The sequence below is a fragment of the Desulfopila sp. IMCC35006 genome (assembly GCF_005116645.1).
In the GTDB taxonomy this organism is placed as follows: Bacteria; Desulfobacterota; Desulfobulbia; order Desulfobulbales; family Desulfocapsaceae; genus Desulforhopalus_A.
In genome coordinates this window covers 159,670-181,678 of the sequence record NZ_SWCM01000006.1, presented here as the reverse complement: position 1 = coordinate 181,678, position 22,009 = coordinate 159,670, and the positions used below count along the sequence as shown (strand labels likewise).

Genomic DNA, 22,009 nt, shown 5'->3' with positions numbered 1-22,009 from the left:
TTTTGTCAGGAAAAATCAAGCAAATGTAATTTCCCGGGCGAACTGGATGTGAGGCAAATGTGCCACATCTGCTTACGTGTATATTTAAGAGATTGTGTTGATATGAAAGGGTCTCTGACATTCTTACTTATTTCCATAGGGGTAAAATTACCCCAGAGTAATTTTAAGTATATCGATCTAAAGCACTTCAAATTAATGGTTTATGTGAATTCGAACGTATGGCACGGATGCTGCATTGCTGAGTGATGTAATCAAGGGAGATGTAGTGACTAAGGAAAATGACACCAAAACGATCGCTGCAGAAATAATGGAGTACCTGCGACAACATCCAATGGCCTCCGACACACTCGATGGTGTGGTTTACTGGTGGCTCGTGCAGCAATCCATCATTAAGAATAAAATCCTGGTTGAACAAGCCCTCGAACAATTGACCGAAGAAGGCAAGATCTCCAAGAAAATCAATCTAAATTGTGTAGCGGTTTATAGCTTGAAGCCGGAACAAAAACCATCAAGAGATTAATTGGGATCACAGGTTCCTGACGTGACCTATTTAAAAATTATCTCGTTTGGAGGAGCACAATGGCATATTTACATCCTGGTGTGTATATCGAGGAAATACCAAGTGGGTCAAGGCCGATAGAGGGTGTGGCGACATCGGTTGCTGCATTTATCGGCGAAGCTAAACGAGGGGCTGTTAACGAAGCAGTTCTTGTTCATAGTTGGGATGATTATGTGAACGAGTATGGTGGAGTTGTGTCAGAAAGTGATGCCATGGGGTTTGCGGTTCAGGCGTTTTACCTGAACGGTGGCAAAGACGCATTTATAGCACGGCTTGCAAATGCCACAACCTCTTTTTATGACGTTGCGGGGAATGGTGCGGGAGTAGGCAATACGTTAAAGATATCTGCATCCAGTCCCGGAGATTGGGGAAACGGCGTATATATAAAGATCGTGGTCGACTCGGCAAAACCCACTGAATTTGCATTGAAGGTCGGTCATCAGGAGAGCAATGCGTTCGTCGAGGATGAATCGTTTTCATCTATCAATATGAACGACACCAGTGATAACTTTGTACTTAAACGCGTAAACGGCGTCTCAGCCCTCGTTATGGTGGAACTGATTGGGAAAGCAGACCCTGCTGCAGGCTCCAATGGCTACCAGAAAGGTAGCCTGACCGGTGCACAAATGGGAGTCGGGGCGAACCTGTTCAGTTCAGGGAATACGGTGATCAAAGATAATCTTGAGTTCCGGATTAATATCGATGGACTCGGTGTCAAGACGATCAATCTTGGGCCCAAGGCCGATCTCGCTCTTGCCGGCGATAACGCCGCCGATGGAGCTAAAGTTGCCCAAAAAATCGAGGATATGGTTAAAGCCATCGGTCCACAGCCTTCCTATGCCTATTTTGGCTGTGAATATGCCACTGATCGTAAATTCTTACTAACCTCAGGGACATCATCACCTTCCTCATCAGTCGTTGTCTATGCAAGTGACGGTGTCGGCAATCTTAAGTTAAGTGACACCGCTGCAGTTTCGGTCCACGGCAGCCAGAAGGTGGTTCCGAGTGGGGTCGTCGGATCGAGCAGCCAGGGGCAGCAATTGGCCGGTGGTACAAGTGGATTGGCGACGTCCCAGGACTATCAGAATTTTTTCAGCAATAAACTGCGTAAGGTTAGGGACGTCAGTATCCTGGTATTGCCTGGAAAGAGTTATGACTCCACGGGCAAAGCGTTTGTCGATGCGGCACTGGCGCATTGCGAATCCATGGGCAATCGAATGGTCATTGTCGATCCGCCGGCTACGACCGTACTGGACCAGGGCGCAACCGTTGATGCGCTGGGCCTGCCGTCGTCGACCTATTCCGTGCTCTACTACCCTTGGTTGAAGGTGTCAAATCCGATGTACCACGCGGAAAAAAATCCAACGGCGGCAAAAAATGTCGACGTGGCACCTTCCGCCTTTGCAGCAGGTATATGGTCAAAAACGGACAGTAAACGCGGCGTGTGGAAAGCACCGGCAGGCATGGCAACAGGGCTGCTGGGTGTGGCCGGGGTGACCGGTCCGGACTTTGTTGTCGAGGATGGCGAGCAGGATCAGCTGAATAATCGGGGGGTGAACTGTATACGTAAAATGCCCGGTGCGGGATTGGTCGTGTGGGGTTCCAGAACATTGGCCACCAAGGCAGATCCGGAGTGGCGCTATGTCCCTGTTCGCCGCACCGCCATTATGATCGAGCGCAGCATCTTCGAAGGGATTCATTGGGCCGTGTTCGAACCTAACGATCATCGTCTGTGGTCATCGTTGCGTGCCAACATCGGTAACTTCATGAATGGCTTATTCCGCTCGGGAGCATTCCAGGGTGAAAAAGCTTCGGACGCCTATTTCGTTCGCTGCGGATTAGGCGATACCATGACCCAAGGGGACATCGATGCGGGACAGGTGATTGTCATCGTCGGCTTCGCGCCACTCAAACCCGCAGAATTCGTCATTGTCCGAATTCAACAAAAAGTCAACATGGAATAAAGGAGACTTGAAATGGCTGCACCAATGTTTCCCGCCAATGCGCACCGACACGACCCGTATCGCACGTTCAAGTTCCAGGTACTGATCGACGGTCAGCCCGTGGCTGGCCTGAGGAAAATGGGCGCTTTGAAAAAAACCACCGAAGCTGTTGACTGGCGCACCGGGGGCGACCAGACCCATGTTCGGAAGCTGCCGGGTGGCACCAAGTATGAGGCCATCACGCTGGAGCAGGGATTGACTCACGACCCCGTGTTTGAGCAATGGGCCAACCTGGTTAACAACATCGATGGCGATGCGGCGATGTCGCTGGTGAATTTTCGCAAGGATATCGTCATCAACGTGCTGAACCTGCAGGGTACGGTGGCGATCAGCTATCACGTAAAGCGCGCCTGGGTTTCCGAATACCAGGCCCTGCCAGAGTTTGATGCGGGTACCACCAACACCGTGGGCATCCAGACCATCAAGCTTGAACACGAAGGCTGGGATCGTGATGATGCGGTCAGCGAACCCTCAGAAAGCTGATGAGAGACGGTTATGCTGATCATGGAGGTCCATCTTCCAGGTGGTTTACCTGACAACGGCCGGATTGAACGCAGGGTTCGATTTCAGCCGATGACCGGTCGTATCGAGCAGGCGTTGATTGAATCCGCGCACAATCCGGATCGTCCGGCTTATGTGACCGACGTGTTAAGCCATGCACTCAAGAGTATCGGTGATCTTCCTATTGACAGGGACACTGTGGCACGTTTAACCGTGGCTGATCGCCAATATCTGATGCTCCGTCTGGCTGCCATGCTCAATGGTGAGCAGCTTTGGTTGAATGTTCAATGCAGCCACTGTCAGTCGCTATTTGATGTTGAAGTAAAGCGCAGCGAGCTGCCGGTCAAGCCGGCCGGGCATGGTTTTCCCCATGTCATGATCGCAATCAACGACTGGCAGATTGATGCAGGTGTGCCTACCGGAAAGGACCAGGAAGGCATCAGGGGACTCGAAGAGCAGCAGGCCGTGCACTGGCTGCTGAGGCAGTGTGTCTATTCGGTTAACGGGCAGGCGCCTACAGACGCCTTTTTTGCACAATTGACCGAAGCCGATATTGCGGCGATCGATGAGGCTCTGGATGACGTGTCACCCGCGGTGTGCGATCGACTGCTCGTCACCTGCCCGGAATGCAGCTGTGAGCAGTGCACCCGTCTTGATCATTACGCTCAGCTGGGTCTGGATGAACACTTTTTCTATGATGAGATTCATACCCTGGCCAGTCATTATCACTGGAGCGAAGCGGATATCCTCGATTTGCCGCAGCACAAACGGCGGCGTTATCTTGACCTGATCAACCGCTCTGCCGCCGGTTATGGGAGGGGGTAAATGCCATGGGACTGTTTAAATCGGTAATCAGCGATGCCAGGCCAAGTAAGGCTGCTGAGAGCTCGCAGCAGGGTGCCTCGGCGATGCCGGTACATCCGATTTCGGCAATGAATCCAGGTCATTCTGCTGCCCTTGCCCCAGAGCATGGAATTGCCATGCCACAGGCCGGACCGACAGGTCAAATGAAGCGCTCCGTGGAGAGACATGGCCCGTCCGGTTACCCCCCAGATCAGCATCAAAGCATGCCTGAAGGCAACTTCCATTTATCCAGGCGCCTCGATCGTGATTCACCGAGTTTGGCCGCCCATGCTACTGGTACCCATCGCGATGTCCAGCTGAGCCACTCAAAAAAGGTTCAGCCTCTGCCATTGGGTGCAGAAATGCCAACATGGCCGGTTTCAGGTGACCTGCTGAAAGCTAGGTCTGGTCTGCCCGGAGTGACGATCAGCAGCGAGGGTTTCGACAACACACCCTCTGAATTCAATTCCGAAGCCCAGAAGAAGACAGAGGCTCCGCAGCAGCTCATACCTTTGTCCGGTGACTCGACGCCCTTTAAGCGGCCGCAGGAACCTGCCGAGACCAGGGCTGTTGTAGCGGCGAGATCAGCTGCCAGTCATACCAAGCATCCATCGCCAGGGCAACACGCCGGCCAGCAACGAGATGAGGCAGGGGCCAAAGATGTGGTAGCAGCTGCCAGCGAACCGAGCAAATGCACGCAAGCGATTGTTACAGGAACAACTGCAATCGATCACCTTCGGGACGGGATCAAAGATAAAGAGGATCCAGAGCACACTCTCGTCCTGAGGAGTAGTTTAACCGAACCCGAGGCCGCGCTGGCGTTTAGGGTGCGCCCTGAGATGCCCGTAGCCATTGAGGTGGGTCAACAGCACAAGGACACGGATGTATTTATTCGATCCGACCCGAAACAACCCGGGGATGTCGCTGATTCAGCGCGAAAACAATCTTCGCTGCAGGATTCCAGCTCGGAACAGACGGTGCAGTCGATTGCGCCTGCAGAGAAGGCGCAGAGGCCATTAAAAACCGAGGATGCAAACCGGCAACTCCAGCAGGAATTTTCGAGTATCGAGGGACAGGTCGGGATGATGGAGGCCCGGTCAACAGGTCTGACCAACCACGCGGCTGTGCCTCAGGCAGCTGAACGCCGGCGTGAAAACGCGGCCGGCTTTCAACCAGCCCGAACCGCAGAAGTGAAGATTGGCCAGGTGGATGTGTTCATCGAGAAATCACCGAGAGCCGTCTCTTCCAGCCGCCAGGGAACACGGCCCGGTCTCTCACTGGCCAGTCGCCACTACCTGAGGAGATTGTGATGCTTCCGCCAAGCGCCCTGTCCACCGCAGCCTACAGCTTACGCAAACTGTTCCTGCAGAACATCGATGAACTGAGTGATATTAACTGTATCCGTATCGGCCACCCGGCTGACAACATCAAGGATCTCGATGAAGCAGAGGAAAACTGCCTCAACCTGTTTTTCTACAACGTCAACTATGACGGCTACCCCGCCGATGGGAGCAACGATGACCCTTTTTATGTGCGGCTGCATTGCCTGATCACCGCGTTTGGCTATAAAAGTAAGGAACCAGAGTCGCCCGGTAGCACCAGCGAACGCGATGTCAGCAAGGGCGAAAATGAATTACGCCTGATTGGTGAAGTGATGCGTATTCTGCACCAGCAACCCCTGTTGCCGGTTGCCGATTCAGCAGGTAACGAAGTTGCTGTTCTGCAGGTGATTCCGCACACCATGAGCCTGGATAACCTCAACCACATCTGGTCCACCCAAACCGATATCTCCTATCGCCTGTCGGTGGCCTACGAAATGGCTCTGGCACCGGTACCGCAGGCAGTGGCCGTACAAAGATCGCCCCTGGTTGGTGATTCGCGGATGGTCTCATGGGGTGCAATGTCGCGGGGACCAGGTCATGAGCAGGATGGCCTGATCCGCCTGCAGCCGCCGGTTGAATATGTCGAAGTTGATACTGACGTGAGCGGCTGGATGCCGCATATCTGTTATCTGGAAACACCCGCCGATAGCAGCAGGAAACTGCATTACGTGTTCAAGCTGGAAGGGGATTTGAGTGCGGCTCTCGATATCCTGATTGCCGGCAAGGCGGGTGGCCAGGTGAAACTGTTATGGAGCGTATGGCACAAAAAAACCGATAACGGCATTGTCGCATGGAAAGAGGACATCGCCGACCTTGAGTCGCCAACGGAAAAAACCATCAGCAACGCTACCGATGTGTTTTCCCCGGGCACCATTGATCCTGATAATATCCATAACAACAGCATTTTCCATGTACGCCTGCCGGTGGAGATTAATGCCTCGGATACCAAAACCTGGCAGGCACTGTTGCACGCAGTGCACGAATGGGTTTACGTAGATCCGTTCGATAGCAGCCGAACCATCACCACTTTTATCAAAAGCAATACGGTGATGTTTTACGGAGTGAAGCCATGAATGCGATGCCGCTGGCTGCCGAATGGGAGCGCATCGATCTGCTCGGTGCCTGCCTGAGCGCCTACCGCCGAGGGGTCGAGATCCCGAAGGAAGTCAGTCAACGTCTTGACCACGTGCAAAGTGACGTCAATGCCCTGCGCGACAGAGATCCGTGGCGTTCGCTGAGCAGCGAGTGTGGACTGGAAGCGTTGGACCAGGATATTCTCGCCTGCTGCCTGGCGCCGGAGGCCGAGCCGCGACTCGGTTGGATGTACCAGGATCTGCAGCGTGGTATCTCGTCGCCATATCCGACGCCGGCCTTGATTCGCGAAATGTTTGTCTTAAACAACGAGGAATCCAAGTTTTTCAATCAGCGTCTTTTGCTGAACTCGCCGTTGTTGCGCAGTGGCTTGGTGGAAGGCGAGGCCTATGGCTTATTTCAGCCGTTGCATCCGTCAAAGCGTGCGCTTCACCAGCTGCTGGGCTGGCCGCTGCTGGAAAAAATGCGTGTGCCGGGTGCGGTGGAAGTTGTCTGCCGAGTCAGCTGGGATGACCTGGTGCTGCCAGAGGATTGCCTGCGCAAGCTGCGGGAATTTATTTTATGGGTTACCCATCGGCAAAAGGTTGAAAGAGAGTGGGGGGGGCGTGTCGGCGGTGGCCCGGTGGTTCTGTTCTCCGGCCCATCGGGTACCGGTAAAACTTTTGCCTCAGAGGTGGTAGCCAATGCCCTGGGCTGGCCGTTGTTTCGTGTCGATCTGGGTCTGTTGGTCAGCAAATACATCGGCGAAACTGAAAAGAACCTCAATGCGTTGTTTGACGCCGCCGGCAGCCGCCAGGTTGTATTATTGTTCGATGAGGCCGACAGCCTGTTCAGCAAGCGCGGCGAGGTCAGGGAAGCGCGCGATCGCTACGCCAACATGGAAGTCAGCCATTTGCTGTCGCGTATCGAACACCACAGCGGGCCATGCATCCTCACCACCAACCTGCGCAAATATATCGATCCTGCGTTCACGCGCCGCTTCCAGATGATCGTCGATTTTCCACGCCCGGAGGCAGCAGCCCGTACCCGCCTGTGGAATCTGCACATTCCCCCGAATGCGCCGCGAGATGCGGATGTGAACACACAACTGCTGGGGAGTGAGTTCAATCTCAGCGGTGGACAGATTCGCAATGCCGCATTGCATGCGTCGTTTCTCGCCGCCGGTGAGTCGCGGCCGATCGGCATGGCGCATATAGCCAGCGCAGTGTGGACCGAATTCTCAAAAAAGGGGGGCGAACAGTCGTCGGTCAACATGGGCAAGTTTGCCCATTACCTTTACGAGGAGTATCGATAATGATTCAAATCGAGCGTATCCGCCTGCATCTCCCGGCTGGTTTCGAACATCGAGCGGCCACGATCGTACGGCGCGTCGGTGAAGTGCTGGCCAGGCAGTCTGTGCCGCAGGATGTGTCGATCGACATCGTCAGCATAGCCCCACAGCGCATCCACCCGATTACCTCTGACGATGAGATCGCCCAGATGATCGCGAACCAGATTATTGCCGGCTACGCAGGAGGATTGCGATGACATCATCTGTTGCAACTGGCAACCAGTCGCCATTGAGGGTGACCCGAGGTGTGCTTAAAGAACACACCGGCGGTGACAATCCGCTGGAACTGCATTTCGAGTTCAACCCCTCGACCATCACGCGTTCACGCGCCATCGAGATAGAATTCGGCGAGGGGCAGGCCACCGCTGGTGGTCGCGATTTCAGCGGTACCAGTGAAATCGCGCGTGTGGCACAAGGCGCGACCGTCAAGGCGGAAACTTTCACCCTGAAGATCCTGCTCGATGCCACCGACCGCATGAACGCCGATGATGCCGATGCCAACACCAAGGGCGTGCAGCCCGAGCTGGATATTCTGTACAGCATGGTGGAGCCCAAGCTCCAGGCACCGGACGGCGCATCCACCCTGGCGGCGCTGTCCGATAATGCCGGGGATGAACAGCCCTACCCCTCGGTGCTGCTGTTCTCATGGGGAAAACAGGTGTTGCCGGTATTCATGACCCAGGTGCAGTTCGAGGTCAAGGCCTATCTCCCCACGCTTGTACCTTATAGAGCTGAGGCCACGCTGACGCTGCAGGTGATTCAGAGCCGGAATGATTTTTACACCCCGGAAATTGAACGGATGTTTAACTCGGCGCAAAGCGCGGTGGGTTCGCTGCAGGGGTATCAGTCGACCGGGGATGGCTGATGGTGACCTGCATAAAATCAATAAGGAATAACGATGGCGACGAAAAGCAGTCGATATCAGAACGTCAGGCCGTTTACCGGGCAGGATGACAAGGCGCCTCTGTTTAAAGGTGGCAGAGCAAGAGATATCGGCCCGGCTGCCGGGGTGTTGGAATATACCGTCAAGGCCGATGACCGACTTGACCTGCTGGCGCTGTACTTTTATGTCGATAGCCGCATGTGGTGGCGTATTCTCGATGCCAATCCCGAGATCGTGTTCGGACCGGACCTGAGCCTAGAGGAATCAATCGGCGCAACCATCCTTATTCCGCGTGCGACTGAACCCGGAGCAGGGCGATGACAGCGGCACAGGATTTTCGCCAGCCTGCCATCTGCAGGATTTACGTGGATGGGGAAGAAGTGGTGGACCTCAAACCCTACCTGGTTGAGGCTACTGTTGAAACCAGCCGCGCAGCAGCAGCTGTGTGCACGCTGGTCTTCGATACCTTCCGCCTCGAAGACCAGAGCTGGAAGGTGCAGGATGCCGACGTGTTTCTGCCGTGGAAGCCACTTCGCATCGAAGCGCATTTCGGTGATTACTCGGAGGAGGTCATGCGCGGATATGTCAAGGAAGTGTGGTCTGATACCCCCGAGCAGATGGGCAAGGCGAAAGTCATTGTGATGTGCCAGGATGAGAGCCTGTTGCTGGACCGTGAACACATACGCCGCGTCTGGTCTACAGAGGATGAGGCAATGACCGACGGCGATATCGTCCATGAGATTGCCGGTACCCGGTTTGATGTCGACAGCGAAGTCGGGCTGAACAATCTCAGCTTGAACCAGGACTCGACCAGTATCCACTTTCTACGCGATCGGGCCGAGGCAAATGGGTACGAGCTTTATTTCCGTGAAGGTACGGTCTATTTCAAGCCGCCACAGCTCGACGAGGACCCCCAGGCATCGATCATGGCCTACATGGGTGAACGTAGCAATTGTCTGCGTATCAGCGTGCAGCATGATGGCCACAAACCGGATGAAGTCACCCTGGTTCGTGCAGCGGAAACCGGTACCGAACTGGAACAGGAAAGCTTTACCCCCAATCTGACTCTTCTGGGCAGAGAGGCGGCGACCAGTGGCGGCATGGGCCTGGTTCCCTTTAACTGGCAAATGTCGCGACCCGCCGGAAGCTCGCTGGAAGAAGCGCGCGCCAGGGCACAGGCCAAGGCCAATGAAAACGCCTGGAAAATTATCGCCGAAGGCGAACTGGACGGCTCGCTCTATGGCCATGTGTTGTTGACCAATAAACTGGTCGGGGTGTATGGCATCGGTGATACCTATGGTGGGTTGTATTACGTCGACAAGGTAACCCATGTATTTGCTCAGACTGGATACCGTCAGTCATTCAGGCTTTTGCGCAACGCCACTGGTCAGAATACCGAACCCGAAAGCAATGATGCCCTGGCGGGTGTGAGGTGACTATGGAAGAGACTGTGATCCGTCTGGCACGCTTTATTGATGAGAAACGTTTCGGAAAGTACCGCGCCGTCGTAGTGGACAATCAGGATCCGCAGAAACGTGGACGGCTCAAGCTGCGTATTCCGTCGGTACTGGCGGAACAGAATTCGGACTGGGCGCTGCCCTGCCTGCCCTACGGTGGATTGGATCAGCAGGGCCTGTTTTTCATTCCCGATATCGATGCCCAGGTGTGGGTGGAATTCGAGGAGGGCGACATCAGCCGGCCGATCTGGGTTGGCACCTTCTGGCAGCAGCAAAGCGATACACCTGAGGATGCTGTCAAAGAGGAACCCACCACCCGCATGATCCAGACCAGTTCAGGACACATTCTGCAGTTCGACGATGAAGAGGGTGAGGAACGCTTTCGCCTGTATCACCCGGCGGATGCAGAAATGATCATCGACAAGCAGGGCACCATCACCCTCAACGATGCCTCCGGTGCGGTGCTCAGGATGGACGCGGCGAGCAGCGAAGTGGTGGTGGAGGATGCCAACGGCAACGTGATGACGATGAACAGCAGCGGCACCAAGGTCGAAGATGCCAACGGCAACGTGATCGAAATGGCAGCCGCGGGCATTACCGCGGAAGCGCCCAAAATCGTACTCCAGAGTGGGCAGGTACATCTGGGTGGTGAAGGCGGCGAACCGGTAATTAAGGGGCAGAGCTTTCTGTCGCTGTTTGCGACCCACATCCATACCGTCGCGCCGACCGTCGGTGGACCGACCTCCCCACCGATTCCGCAGGGTGAGATGAGCAGCCTGTCCACCACGGTGAAAACCATTTGAGGAGATGCCCATGCCCAGGTTGAGTGAAACACAGTACCTGAAGTTTCCGTTTACCATCAACGCCGAGGGACCACTGACCAGTTCGCGTGCCGACCATGTCCGTGAACAGATCGAACAACTGCTGTTTACCAGTCCGAAAGAACGTGTCTTTCGCCCCGAGTTTGGTGTCGGTATCCGCCGCCTGGTGTTTGAGCCAAACAATACGGCGCTGTGGAATATCACCCACAAACAGCTGCTGTCGTCACTGGCCGAAGCGCTGCACGGCGAGGTCGACTCGAAAACGATTGAGGTCAGCCTGCAGTCGCAGGACAGCCAATTGATCATCCTTATTTCCTACAAACTGGCGGCGATCAACCGCCAGGAATCACATGCCGTCACCATCGCAGGAGACAGCCATGGCTGAAGCACCCCGCATGCAGCTCCGCTTTGAAGGTCGTTGCCCCGATTGTGGGGTGCGCGAGGTCCATCTGCCGGCGGCCTTGCCCAATCCCGGTGACGATTTTGACTGGCGTGTACGTGATTACGACGACTTTCGCATGTTCATGCTGGAAGAGCTGTACGCCCGCTTTCCCGAGCGCACACGCTGGACTCCGGCGGACCTTGAGGTGGTGCTGGTGGAGGTGCTGGCTTGCGTGCTCGATCAGCTGTCGGACATGCTTGACCGGGTAGCGGCGGAATCTTTTCTGGAAACAGCCCGGCGCCCGGAAACCGTGCGGGGGCTGCTCGGCTTTATCGGCTACGATGCTGTCGCCGTCGCCAAGAGCAAGGATCAAATTGATGGCGGCCTCTCCGGTGATGCGGCGATCCGGGCACTGGAAAATTACTGGCACAGCCATCCCTTTGCAATGGCCCAGGCGAAGCTGGCCGGCCCGCGTGATATCCATACCCAGAAGCGCATGGTCACCACTGAGGATTACGCGGTGCGTCTGCGCGAGCACCCCCTCGTCGCAAGTACACATGCCTGGACTGAGTGGAGCGGCTCCTGGCTTACTCTTCATCTGGCAGTGATTGCCGAAGGTGGCCGGCGACTGGATCCGGATGAAGGGACTTCTCCGGAAGCGTATGACGACGACCTGAAACTGCGTGTTATCAATTTTCACGAGCAGGTCGGACTGTCGGCGCCCAACCTGGACACCACGCCCTCACCCAGCGTGCGCATGATATTACGCCCATACCTGGATGCCTTGCGCATGGTGGGTCAGGAAGTGATCCTGCAGGACCCGGTGTTCGTCGGTATCTCCATGGCCATCTCGGTGAAGATAGGACCCAACCACTTCCAGTCCGAAATCCGCCACGCCATCGCCCAGGTGCTGGGGCATGGACCGGACGGTTTCTTTGCACCGGGCAGGCACAGCTTCGGTGTGGACCTGTACAGTAGTGATATCATCGAGGTGTTGATGGCGCTGGACGGTGTGGAGAATGTCTGCCTCAACCGCTTCAAGCGCATCGGCAGCCAGTACCCGGATCGGGTCGAGGCCGGCTTTATTGCGCTCGATGGGCTGGAAGTTGTGCTATGCGATAACGATCCCGGCGATCCCGCACGGGGATATTACCGCTTGACCTTGCATGGAGGGCGCAGAGGATGAATGAACGCAAGGATCTGACCCGCTGGAACCGAGCAGGGCTCAATCGCTTCGATTACATCGACGGCAATGCGGTGGAATACCTGGAATATCTGCGTCAAAAATTAGTCAGGCATTTTGCCGATCCCACCACCGGTTTATGCAAATGGATCAATCCGCCGCAAAACATCCCGCCCAGGGAGGTGGAGGTCGACGGGGAAAACCTGGTACAGCGCCAGCAACGTCTGAGGTTGAGGAACCAGCGCTTACTGGAGACCTATCTGCAGGATCGCCGCGACTGGGCCTGGGAGATCAGCCGCACCTTCGCCCGTTGCTGCCACATGCTGACCGAACACGCTAACGCCTACGCGAACGAAGGATTTCTCGGTACCGCCACCCAGTGGGACAATGTGCGCTGCCTGGTAGAGATGCTGGATTACCATCCGGCACCGCCGGCTTCGGCCTACACCTGGCTCAGCCTGACCGCCAAGGAAGGTAAGAGTGGCGTCATTCCCAGGGGGTTTCAGGTCAAAAACAGCCCGCCGGCCGGGAGCGACAAGGTTATCTTTGAAACCCTCGAAGACGTGTTCATCGATGCCGAGTTGAATGAACTACGCCCCAAGGGCTGGAATAAATCCGAGCAGCCCCTGCACCAGCCGGCAAACTCAGGCGAGATCACTGCCGTTTCATCCACTCTGTTGGCAGAAGTGATGGAGGATCCGGCCATAGAGCTGCAGGGTATCGGTACGGTGCAGGCCGGCAAACTGGATTCTTTAGCGGAGGGTGATGGCTTCAAAATCAAGGATTTCCTGACCCTGGATCCAAATAGCACGGGATTGGATATCAACACGACCAGCCTGTCTGAATGGAAGGCCAAGGCTGATTTCCTGCACCGGCTCGCCCCACCAGGTGATTGGTCGGTGATTGCTGATGCCCTTCTGCCGGAGATTGCGGCGAAGAGTGCCGAGAGCCTGGCAGAGCAAAGTGGTAATACCCTGGAAATGGCCGCTGCCCTGAAACAGGCAATCGGGATGGTCGAGGTTTGTCTGGACCACCAGCGCTTTGTAACACTTCAGTATAAGCAACTCGTCATTGGTCGGCCTTCCGCAGGATCATCGGTCAAAATCAGCTGGTATGTCCCGACCAAGCCGGCAGTAGAACCGGGCGAGATGGCAATGGTCATGGATTCCGGGCATGATCGTGCTGAGGCCGTGACTATCAGCCGGGTAGAGCCGGTCGATGGTGAGCCACCGCTGCTGGAACTCGAATTTCGAACCAGTCCCCTGCAGAACAGCTGGGGCCAGTGGGCGAAGGGAAATACACTGTTGCATTACTCGTCACGCTGGCACAAAAAACCCTGGTTAAGTGGTGCCGATGTGATTCGAACTAAAGAAGCACATGGGCTTACTGCCGAGGCCTACATCGGTTGGAAAGATGGCGACGACAACTGGCAATACACAAAGGTGATTGAGAGCGACCGGATGAACCTGCGACTGGAACAAGGTGTTACCCCGCCGGAAATCGGCACGGTGCTCTACCAACTCACTCCGGTAGAAGGCAGGCGGGTTGCCGCCAACCTTGACGTGGTAGTTGTGCTCGATGCGGACTCCGGCGATATGGCAGGCGAGGAAGCGGTTGAGGATGTGAGCATGGCTGTTCCAGGCACTGATGACATCTTTACCCTTATCGATATTCCAGAATTCAGTGATTCAGCACTTTCTGTCAGCCTGCCGGGCGGCCTTCCGGGTATCGGTTCATTTCTCTTTCCTTCCCCGTTTCTGCCTGTTGACCTGGTCAAGGCTGCAGTTGAGTTGATGCTGAGCTTAGGGTTGATGCAAATTCCAAGCACAGGGGAGTTCGTCATTAAAGGATTCCCGCCCAGTATCGATGGGTTGAATCCAGCCGAACCGACACTCAGCGCCCTTGCCGCTGCTTTATATGATTTTTTGGATGGCCTGGAGGTGAATGGAACTAAAATCGTGCACTGGGAAGACAGCCCGCCGGAATGTGAAGCCAAGTTGCTGACGCTTTTAGGTAATGCAGCAATCGGCGACACCCCCTTGTTTCAGCAAATCAAGATGGGCCTTGAACAGAAAGGACCGATGCTGGCCATTTCGAAGCAGGCTGACAGAATTGCCGAGGTCATTGCTCCCGACCCACTCTACATGTTCGATAGTACCCCGGACAGGATTCAGGAAGGCGATTGGGTGGTAGCCGAGTTCGACAAGGGATTGGCTGCGGTAAAAATCAGCGAAATTGAAAAATTTATCGATGCGGACAAAACAGCAAGTTTTGGTCTGAGGTTTGATGCTTTGCCAAGCCAGCCGGGTGAATTAAAGCGCGTACATGCCGATTTCAGAGGAGAGCTGCAGCCTTACGAGGCGACCATCAACCTGTCGCCTATCGACTCGGAAAACTTTGAGCTGGAACAGGTGCCTGCAAACCTCAAGATCGGCCGTTCGATATTGGTCACCGGATGCGGCGAACCCTATCTGGTCACCATTACCGCAATCCACGGTGGTCGGATTACCTGCAAACCGTCTTTGACAAGCTGCCTGGCCGGAAGGATGGTACTGAACGGCAATGTCGTAGTGGCCGGGCACGGTGAGGCTCAGCCGGAAAAAATCCTCGGTAGCGGAGATGCTTCAAAAAACAACCAGATGTTCACGCTGGAAATTGCGGGAATTTCCTTTACCTCCGATGCCACTAAAAGTGCCGGAGTCGCCGCAGCAATCGAGGTAGTGGTGGCGGGCAGGGTGTGGGAGCAGGTTTCGTCACTGAAGGATTCAGCGGCCGATGAACAGCACTATGAAATCCGTATGACCGATGACGGTTATGTGAAGATTATTTTTGGTGATGGCAGCAATGGTCGTCGCCTGCCCAACGGTAAGAATAATATCAGGGTGCGTTACCGGGTCGGTTCCGGGGTTGTCGGGAATGTATCTGCGGGCAGTCTGCACAAAGCGATTAAGCCCAATCCACTGGTAGATCATGTCGTACAATACCTGCCGGCCGGCGGCGGCGGTGACATGGAAGATCAGACCTCGTTACGAAGCAACGCGCCACCGACGTTGCTGGCGCTCAAACGCGCGGTTTCACTTAAAGACTTCTCTCACCTGGCGGGAGCGCAAAGCAGTATGTGGCAAGCCCGGGCTTTTAACGAGATTCTGCAAGGCGGCCGGCTGCAGCAGGTCACCGTGATTGTCGTCCCGGCCGGCGGGGTCTTGATACCTGATCTGCAAACCGATCTGCAAACTTACCTGCAGAAACATTCGATGCCGGGCGTGCGGGTCGTGGTTGAATTTTACCAGCCACAAATCGTCGATTTACAGGTCACGCTCCGGGTCGATTCTGCCGCGTTTATTCCACAGGAAATTGCCGCCGCGGTTGAGGTGGAATTGATCCGCCATTTCTCGCTGCAGAAACGGGGACTCGGGCAGCCTCTATACTTAAGTGAAGTGTACAGGGTGGTCGAAGGGATTGAGGGCGTGGAGAATTCGGTCTGTGCGCTCAATGACCATGTGCGTGTCGTCAGGGCCGAAGACAGGAACCGCGTCGTTTATCTCGATACGGCGGCTGGTTCATCATTAACCATCCTACCAGAGGAATACCGGCCATGAGCTATATCTTCGATTCCAGGCTTGGTAAACAACTCTACCGCTTGCTGCCGGAAGTCTATCGCACGCGTGACCGATACGACGAAAAGACGGGCCAGGCGCGCAATGAAGATCTGGCGAAATACCTGGATGCCCATGGCCAGTTGCTGGATCTGATTCATGGGACACTGCAACAGCAGCTGAGGGATACCTTGCCGACTACCAGCCAGGACTGGTTGCTGCCGTATTTCGGGCAACTGCTCGCGGTCGATATCGTGTCACCTGACGCCGCCGGCAAACATGCCGAAGTAGCTCAGGCGATTTCGTGGCGCAAGCGCAAGGGCACGCTCAAGGTCGCCGAGGAGATTGCCGAAGCGGTGGGACAGATGGAGGCGGAAATCCAGGAAGGATGGAAGCGCGTGGCGATGACGCCGCGTATCGACATGCCGCTGATGCCGGTTAGCGTGGTGGACAGCTCGCTCGAGATTGATAAAAAAATACCCTCGCAGGCGGCACGACATCCGTCTCTGCCCGCCGCGATGGTGGATCTGCGCCGACCGTCCCGGGCGGTTGAAGCTCCGGCCACCAACCCGGCGGCGAAGCAATCGAGTTTTGGCGGTCAGAACCTGTACTGGCGCCAGCTCAACCGCCACGGCGTTCCCTGCTTCCCGGGCAGTTTCGATGATTTATCCCGACGTACCGTTGATATCCGCAGCGAAAGCGCACATCACGGTCATTATCATCATAAGCGCCTGCTGGCCTATGTCTCGCCGCCGGACGGTTTGATGCCGTTTGATGCCATTAAGCTGACCTGGTCCGAGCGAAATGAATCCCTGTATGAGCACCTGATCAAACAGACTGTTGAAAATGGTGTCACGGTTATTCGGAACAATACCCGCCGGGTTGTGGTAGTCACCGATGATGTGAGCCTGGATGCGGGCTTGTACAAAATTGAAGGGATCAATTTCATCGGTGAACTGAAGGTAGCCAGCGGCGGAACACTGGCGCTGGTCAATGTCGAAGCAGGACGTGTCGATGTTGCCACTCCGTCAACCGATGATCCTGTGGTAACCGCGAACGACTGCCTGATCGGTGTGCTGTCTGTCGGCGGCCTGGTGCGGCTGGATAGCTGCACCGTGCGCGAACAGGCATACCTTACATCAATCCAGGCCAGGGATTGCCTGCTGATGGGGATTGTGGGCACTGATATCTCCGGTGTCGTCGAATATACGCGCTATCCGTCTATGGCCCCTTTCAGCGAAAATGACATGACGATCGAAGATTGCACCAGCGATGAACCGGTATTCTTTCACCATCAAATCGCGCTGAATGCCCGGTCCGTTTTGGCACCGGACACACCTGCCGGTATTTACCAGGGCGCCAGTGACGGCGGCGAGCTGGGTTATTTTCATCATGGCCGTGAAGGACGGCCGGTGCGGCTGGACGGTGACTTCAGTACCGTCGATGCGTTGCATCTGCCAACACAGGGCGGCTATGCACTGCAGGATGTCATCTTCGAGGGCGATGTTGAAGTGCGTAGTGGCAGGTTCGTCGTGCAGCGTTGCGCGATCGCCAAGCTGACTGTCAACGCAGGCTTATCCATCGATGTCCATGGTCGTGATCTTCCGGCGCTGGATGCGTGCGATTGCCTGTTCGATGAAATCATCGTGGCCAATGGGTTGTCCCGACTTGAATACTGCACGGTAATGCGGGCAGCACATTGTAAGCGCCTGCAGGCCAGTGACTCCATCTTTGTCGGCAGCATCACCGATGGGGCCGGAGGGGAACCTGAGTCCGGCTGCTTGCGTTACTCGCGTATTCCCGTGGAATTTGATGGCAGATCATTGAACGTATTTTCCGGACATGGCAGCACCAACACCACAGAAATGCCGGTGTTTATCCGCTTTGATAACTGCAGCGGCAGCGCCTATGAGCAGCGTGTCGCGAAATCTGGCGAAGCGGGCTATGGCGTGCTCGATCGTTTCACGCCCGATGCTATCCGCTTTGGCGCTGAAGATGGGGCTGAGATGGGGGCGCATCACCATAAATACTACAGCCTCAAAATCGAGGCCGTATTGGACAAGTTACGTCAATTTCTGCCCGTCGGCATCGGACCGGTATTGATCCTGGATCGGCGTCTGCTGCGCTTGCCGCCGGAAATAAAGAATAGCAGTCATGGGGAATCATCATGAAAACCGAAATTTCCAGGGACAGCCACCAGTCCAAAAAGCGTTACAGCGGGGTCTATCAGCAACAGGGACGCATGCTGACCGATTCCGACTGGAACGAGTTGGTGGATATACTCAAGGAGCGACTCAGCGAAGCGCTCAGGGACGTGGTTGGCAGCGAGCAGGGCAGCATCGGCGGCACACCGCGGCATCGCGCATTACGTATTGTAGAAGATGGCGGGGTCAAGATTCAGCCCGGCCATATTTATATCGACGGTATGGCTGCCTCTCTGCCCGGTGATGCGACGCTCGCGTACGACCAGCAAAAGGATTTCCCCGCACCTCCGGTACCAAGCGGCAACTACGTGCTGTATGCCGACGTGTGGGAGTGGACTGTCACCCAGCTGATGGATGAGCGCCTGCGCGACAAGGGTCTGCATGGCGCCGATACCTGCAGCCGCAAACAGATGCTGGCGCAGATCAAGTGGTGTCCGGACAGTATCGACCCGCAACAGTCGGGCCATAATCCGGCCAGGGGCGACGCAGCCTTGACTCTGACCCTGTTGCAGAAGACCGCCGACCCGGATGGTTGCGATCCCTGTGCGGCGGAACTGGATATAGATACCCGGATCGGCAATTACCTGTTTCGCGTGGAAGTCCACGACGTGCAGGGCGATGCTGACAACCCCAGCGAAATCACCCTGAAATGGTCGAGTGAGAACGGTGCCGAACAGTTCCTGGCGCTGCCCACCGCGGAAGAGATGCCGGCCGGTTTTATCAGCGACAAGTGGGTGTACGAATTTTTCGATGAAACCAGTGAGCGGCATCTCGGCGTGCATCTCAACAGCACCGCCTGGCAGCCGGCACGGCTTGCCCTACAGGAATTCAGTGAGGCTTCCGGCGGCTACAGTGTGCCGACCATTCCGGGCTCGAGCGACGCACAAACTTTTATACGTCGCTGGGATGGTTATTGCAAAGTGGACCTGAATAGCGGCGTGCTGCTGGGAGGAATCGATCGCGGCGTTTTATTGTCCACAACAACAACTCCCGACAGCCTGGGATATGTCAGTGTTGGCTCGGTGCTGGAGATGGCTCTTAATTCACTCAGCCTTGAGCTGGAACTGTCCAGTAAATCGTTTGTTGCCGGCGACTTCTGGCTGGCTGATGTGCGCGAGGCGGAGCACAGCGAAGGCAGTGTGCTGATCGATGCCCAACCGCCTCAGGGCATAACGCATTATTACCTCACCCTGGGCCGGGTGAATGGCGGGGTGTTGCAATCCAACCCGGAAATCGACCGCAAGTACGCCTTCCCTGCGCTGACCGAGATGACCAGCCTGTTCATGGCTGGTGGCGACGGGCAGGAAATCGTCCCCGGTGAAGCGCTGCCGCAACCGCTGCGTGTTGGGGCAGCAAACGGTGAGTGGCCGGTCATAGGGGCCACAGTGCGTTTCGAGATTGAAGAGGGCGGTGGTACTCTGAGCGTGGTTAATGGCGGTCTTACCAATACGGACGGGATTGCCGAATGCGAATGGACACCCGATGCCGTCATCGGTACGGCCTGTCGGGTCAAGGCAGCCTTGGTAGATCCTGATCATCCGGCTGATCCAGCAAACGATTTTAGACCACCGGTGTATTTTTACGCCAACCTGATATCCGCCGACCAGGTGGCCTACGAGCCGAATTGTCCGCCGGATGCCACCGTGTCCACCGTGCATCATCTTTTATTAGGTCCGGATCATTCACGCCTTGGCGCGGATGGCTATTACACTGTCAAGGAAGTGCTGGACGCGCTGTTGTGTGAACTCAAGGCGGACCATATCCCTTATGACGATCCGGCTTGTACCGGCAATACGGTCGGGAACCTGCTGGCCGATCTGGACTTCAACAGCGACGAATTGCTGACCGTCAAGGATGTGCTCGATACGCTGCTGTGCCGGCTTGAGGCAGAGCATGTCCCCTATGATCCGGAAGAGCAAGGCGCTCGCTGGGACGATATCAACGAAGACGGTGATCGTCCCACCACGGTGCAGCAGGCAATTGACGACCTGGCGGAAAATCTGGAAAGCACCGATATTCGCTACCAGGTGCCGGACTGCAGCACTTCCCCGTCACCCAGCGTGCGCAGTGGCCTGGGAATAACGCCGGGTAGTGAAGTTAAGGTCGATGCCGTGCTGGATGCGCTGCTGTGTGACTTCAACGCCGATGATCTGCCGCTCGATCGTAACGATCCTAAACTATGTCCAGGTCTGAAGGCGGATAGCGATGTCAGAACCGTCCAGCAAGCGCTGAATTATTTGTGTACCCACAAATGCTGTGAGGTTACTGTGGGCGAGGGTGGCTGGTTTTCCACGCTGGAAGAGGCTTTCACGACTTTTAAAAAAATGGATGAAATTGCCATCTCCATCTGCCTGTTGCCCGGTAATCATATAGTCAAAGAAGCACATCAGCTAAAAGATCGGCTGAGCATCCGTATCAGAGGCTGCGGTGCAATGCTTTCAAAGATTTATCTTGTTTACGACAAGTTGGAGCTTGGTGCCGAGGAAATCCAGTTGCGCGATGTATCGATCATTGGTGGCGATGAGGCAGGTGAATCCACGGAACGGGGGAGTCTAATCCTTGCCGGAGGTAGAGAGAAAAATTCTCATATCGTGGTAGAGAACTGTCTGTTCAGCAGGGTTTTCCAGGGAAACTCCGCCAGCTGGCTGCCTTTGGTCAGGGTGGAAGGCCTAGTCAAGCTGAACTGGCACGGAAACCACATGACGGCGAGTCGAATTGATGAAGAGATAAGTGGCGCTTTTCTTCCGGACAAGGGTGCTCTCGCCGGTGCCACGCTCGATGCGACGCTTAAACTTGAGGAGTTCTTCTACTTGAACCCCTTAATTGATCCGACCACTTACGAGAAAAAATTAAAAGCGGTTGCCGAAAACCTTGTGTCCTTAAATGATGCCGAGCGTGATGAGTTTATCAATGCCCGCGCCATCGATCGTATTGATAACCTGCCGGTAGAGTTAATTCATCTGAACCGGCGCAATCCGGCAGTGATCGGGCGATTGACGGCATCAGGTCGTCATACTATCTCCAGCGGTGCAGCTGGGGATAGCGGTGGGGGTGCGATGATGCGGATGGCACTTGCCGTCGCGCCAAAAAACGAGATCGAGACTTTCTATACTGATATCAAATCGCTGGGAGTTGCGGATGCAGAAAAATTGCTTGATCGTATCCGTGTGCTGGCGTCGCTGGTGACTTCGCCTGATTATGCATTGGCGCTTGCATCCAGCGCGGTCAGCGGTGCCATCAACAACAATCAAATTTCGGGATATATCGGCTTGCATTACATCGACACGGAAAAAATGGCTCCGCTGAGTTGGAAATCGAACGGGGATCAGTCCGAGTTGGAGAATAAAGCCAATTGGGCAAAAAAAAATATGACTGCCTCATGGGGAGCGCAAGGTCAGTTAACCCTGCGGGGCAACAAGATAATGGCACTGCACAGTATGGTGTTACCCGAAACCTTTGAAGCTATCCAGGATATAGTTCTTGGAAAGGATTCGCACGTCACATTGAATGCCTATGAATCGATGAGCATTACAGATAATTATTTTGATGAAGATCAGAGCAGTTTTATCAGCAAATTCATGACCCTGAACGGCAACCAGTTTCTTTTTTTTCAACAGGAGAGGCGAATCACCCAGGCGTACACCCTGGGCTACCGCGGTATCTTCCTGGGCAACATGTCGTTCACTCAGAACATGGATGGGGATATCGTCATCGAACAGATATTGCATGATTTTTACGACTCCGTCAGAGCCAATTTCTTGAGGATTATTTAA

Annotated in this window: 17 protein-coding genes; all 17 read left to right on the top strand. The window is 55.3% G+C overall.

All coding sequences use genetic code 11. From position 1 onward, the window contains the following. Positions 1 to 265 precede the first annotated feature (265 nt). Genes FCL47_RS12305 through FCL47_RS12225 form a run of 17 tightly spaced genes read left to right on the top strand, consistent with a single transcriptional unit; the run spans position 266 to position 22,009 of the window. Positions 266 to 520, top strand: a complete 255-nt coding sequence (locus FCL47_RS12305; RefSeq protein WP_136813806.1) for a hypothetical protein — start codon at positions 266 to 268, stop codon at positions 518 to 520. Positions 521 to 579: 59 nt separating this feature from the next. Next, on the top strand, positions 580 to 2,523 hold the full coding sequence (locus tag FCL47_RS12300) for a phage tail sheath subtilisin-like domain-containing protein (protein ID WP_136813805.1): 1,944 nt from the start codon (positions 580 to 582) through the stop codon (positions 2,521 to 2,523). 12 nt (positions 2,524 to 2,535) lie between these two features. Then, positions 2,536 to 3,045, top strand: coding sequence for a phage tail protein (locus tag FCL47_RS12295; protein ID WP_136813804.1), 510 nt, complete (start codon positions 2,536 to 2,538; stop codon positions 3,043 to 3,045). A gap of 12 nt (positions 3,046 to 3,057) precedes the next feature. Next, positions 3,058 to 3,888 (top strand): hypothetical protein, encoded by an 831-nt coding sequence (locus FCL47_RS12290; RefSeq protein WP_136813803.1) that lies wholly within the window; start codon positions 3,058 to 3,060, stop codon positions 3,886 to 3,888. Between the two features lie 5 nt (positions 3,889 to 3,893). Continuing rightward, complete coding sequence (locus tag FCL47_RS12285; RefSeq protein ID WP_136813802.1) at positions 3,894 to 5,216, top strand: hypothetical protein; 1,323 nt, start codon at positions 3,894 to 3,896, stop codon at positions 5,214 to 5,216. Further along, positions 5,216 to 6,361, top strand: coding sequence for a DUF4255 domain-containing protein (locus FCL47_RS12280; RefSeq protein ID WP_136813801.1), 1,146 nt, complete (start codon positions 5,216 to 5,218; stop codon positions 6,359 to 6,361). The genes FCL47_RS12285 and FCL47_RS12280 overlap by 1 nt, the downstream gene beginning before the upstream one ends. Beyond that, entirely contained in the window at positions 6,358 to 7,674 is a 1,317-nt protein-coding gene (locus tag FCL47_RS12275; protein ID WP_136813800.1) for an ATP-binding protein, read from the top strand. Before FCL47_RS12280 ends, FCL47_RS12275 begins: the two co-directional genes overlap by 4 nt. Then, positions 7,674 to 7,907, top strand: a complete 234-nt coding sequence (locus FCL47_RS12270; RefSeq protein WP_136813799.1) for a hypothetical protein — start codon at positions 7,674 to 7,676, stop codon at positions 7,905 to 7,907. Before FCL47_RS12275 ends, FCL47_RS12270 begins: the two co-directional genes overlap by 1 nt. Next, entirely contained in the window at positions 7,904 to 8,575 is a 672-nt protein-coding gene (locus FCL47_RS12265; protein ID WP_136813798.1) for a hypothetical protein, read from the top strand. The genes FCL47_RS12270 and FCL47_RS12265 overlap by 4 nt, the downstream gene beginning before the upstream one ends. Before the next feature lie 33 nt (positions 8,576 to 8,608). Continuing rightward, positions 8,609 to 8,914: a hypothetical protein gene (locus FCL47_RS12260; RefSeq protein WP_136813797.1), complete on the top strand. Its 306-nt coding sequence runs from the start codon at positions 8,609 to 8,611 to the stop codon at positions 8,912 to 8,914. After that, on the top strand, positions 8,911 to 10,029 hold the full coding sequence (locus FCL47_RS12255; RefSeq protein ID WP_136813796.1) for a phage late control D family protein: 1,119 nt from the start codon (positions 8,911 to 8,913) through the stop codon (positions 10,027 to 10,029). Before FCL47_RS12260 ends, FCL47_RS12255 begins: the two co-directional genes overlap by 4 nt. Before the next feature lie 2 nt (positions 10,030 to 10,031). Continuing rightward, positions 10,032 to 10,853: a phage baseplate assembly protein V gene (locus FCL47_RS12250; RefSeq protein ID WP_136813795.1), complete on the top strand. Its 822-nt coding sequence runs from the start codon at positions 10,032 to 10,034 to the stop codon at positions 10,851 to 10,853. Positions 10,854 to 10,863: 10 nt separating this feature from the next. After that, positions 10,864 to 11,256, top strand: a complete 393-nt coding sequence (locus tag FCL47_RS12245) for a GPW/gp25 family protein (RefSeq protein ID WP_136813794.1) — start codon at positions 10,864 to 10,866, stop codon at positions 11,254 to 11,256. Continuing rightward, positions 11,249 to 12,439 carry a hypothetical protein gene (locus FCL47_RS12240; RefSeq protein ID WP_136813793.1) on the top strand — a complete coding sequence of 397 codons (1,191 nt, stop codon included), beginning with the start codon at positions 11,249 to 11,251 and terminating at the stop codon, positions 12,437 to 12,439. Before FCL47_RS12245 ends, FCL47_RS12240 begins: the two co-directional genes overlap by 8 nt. Continuing rightward, entirely contained in the window at positions 12,436 to 16,035 is a 3,600-nt protein-coding gene (locus FCL47_RS12235) for a hypothetical protein (protein ID WP_136813792.1), read from the top strand. Before FCL47_RS12240 ends, FCL47_RS12235 begins: the two co-directional genes overlap by 4 nt. After that, the gene (locus FCL47_RS12230) at positions 16,032 to 18,203 is read left to right on the top strand and encodes a hypothetical protein (RefSeq protein WP_136813791.1); all 2,172 of its coding nucleotides are present in this window, start codon (positions 16,032 to 16,034) and stop codon (positions 18,201 to 18,203) included. Before FCL47_RS12235 ends, FCL47_RS12230 begins: the two co-directional genes overlap by 4 nt. After that, positions 18,200 to 22,009 carry a DUF6519 domain-containing protein gene (locus FCL47_RS12225; protein WP_136813790.1) on the top strand — a complete coding sequence of 1,270 codons (3,810 nt, stop codon included), beginning with the start codon at positions 18,200 to 18,202 and terminating at the stop codon, positions 22,007 to 22,009. The genes FCL47_RS12230 and FCL47_RS12225 overlap by 4 nt, the downstream gene beginning before the upstream one ends.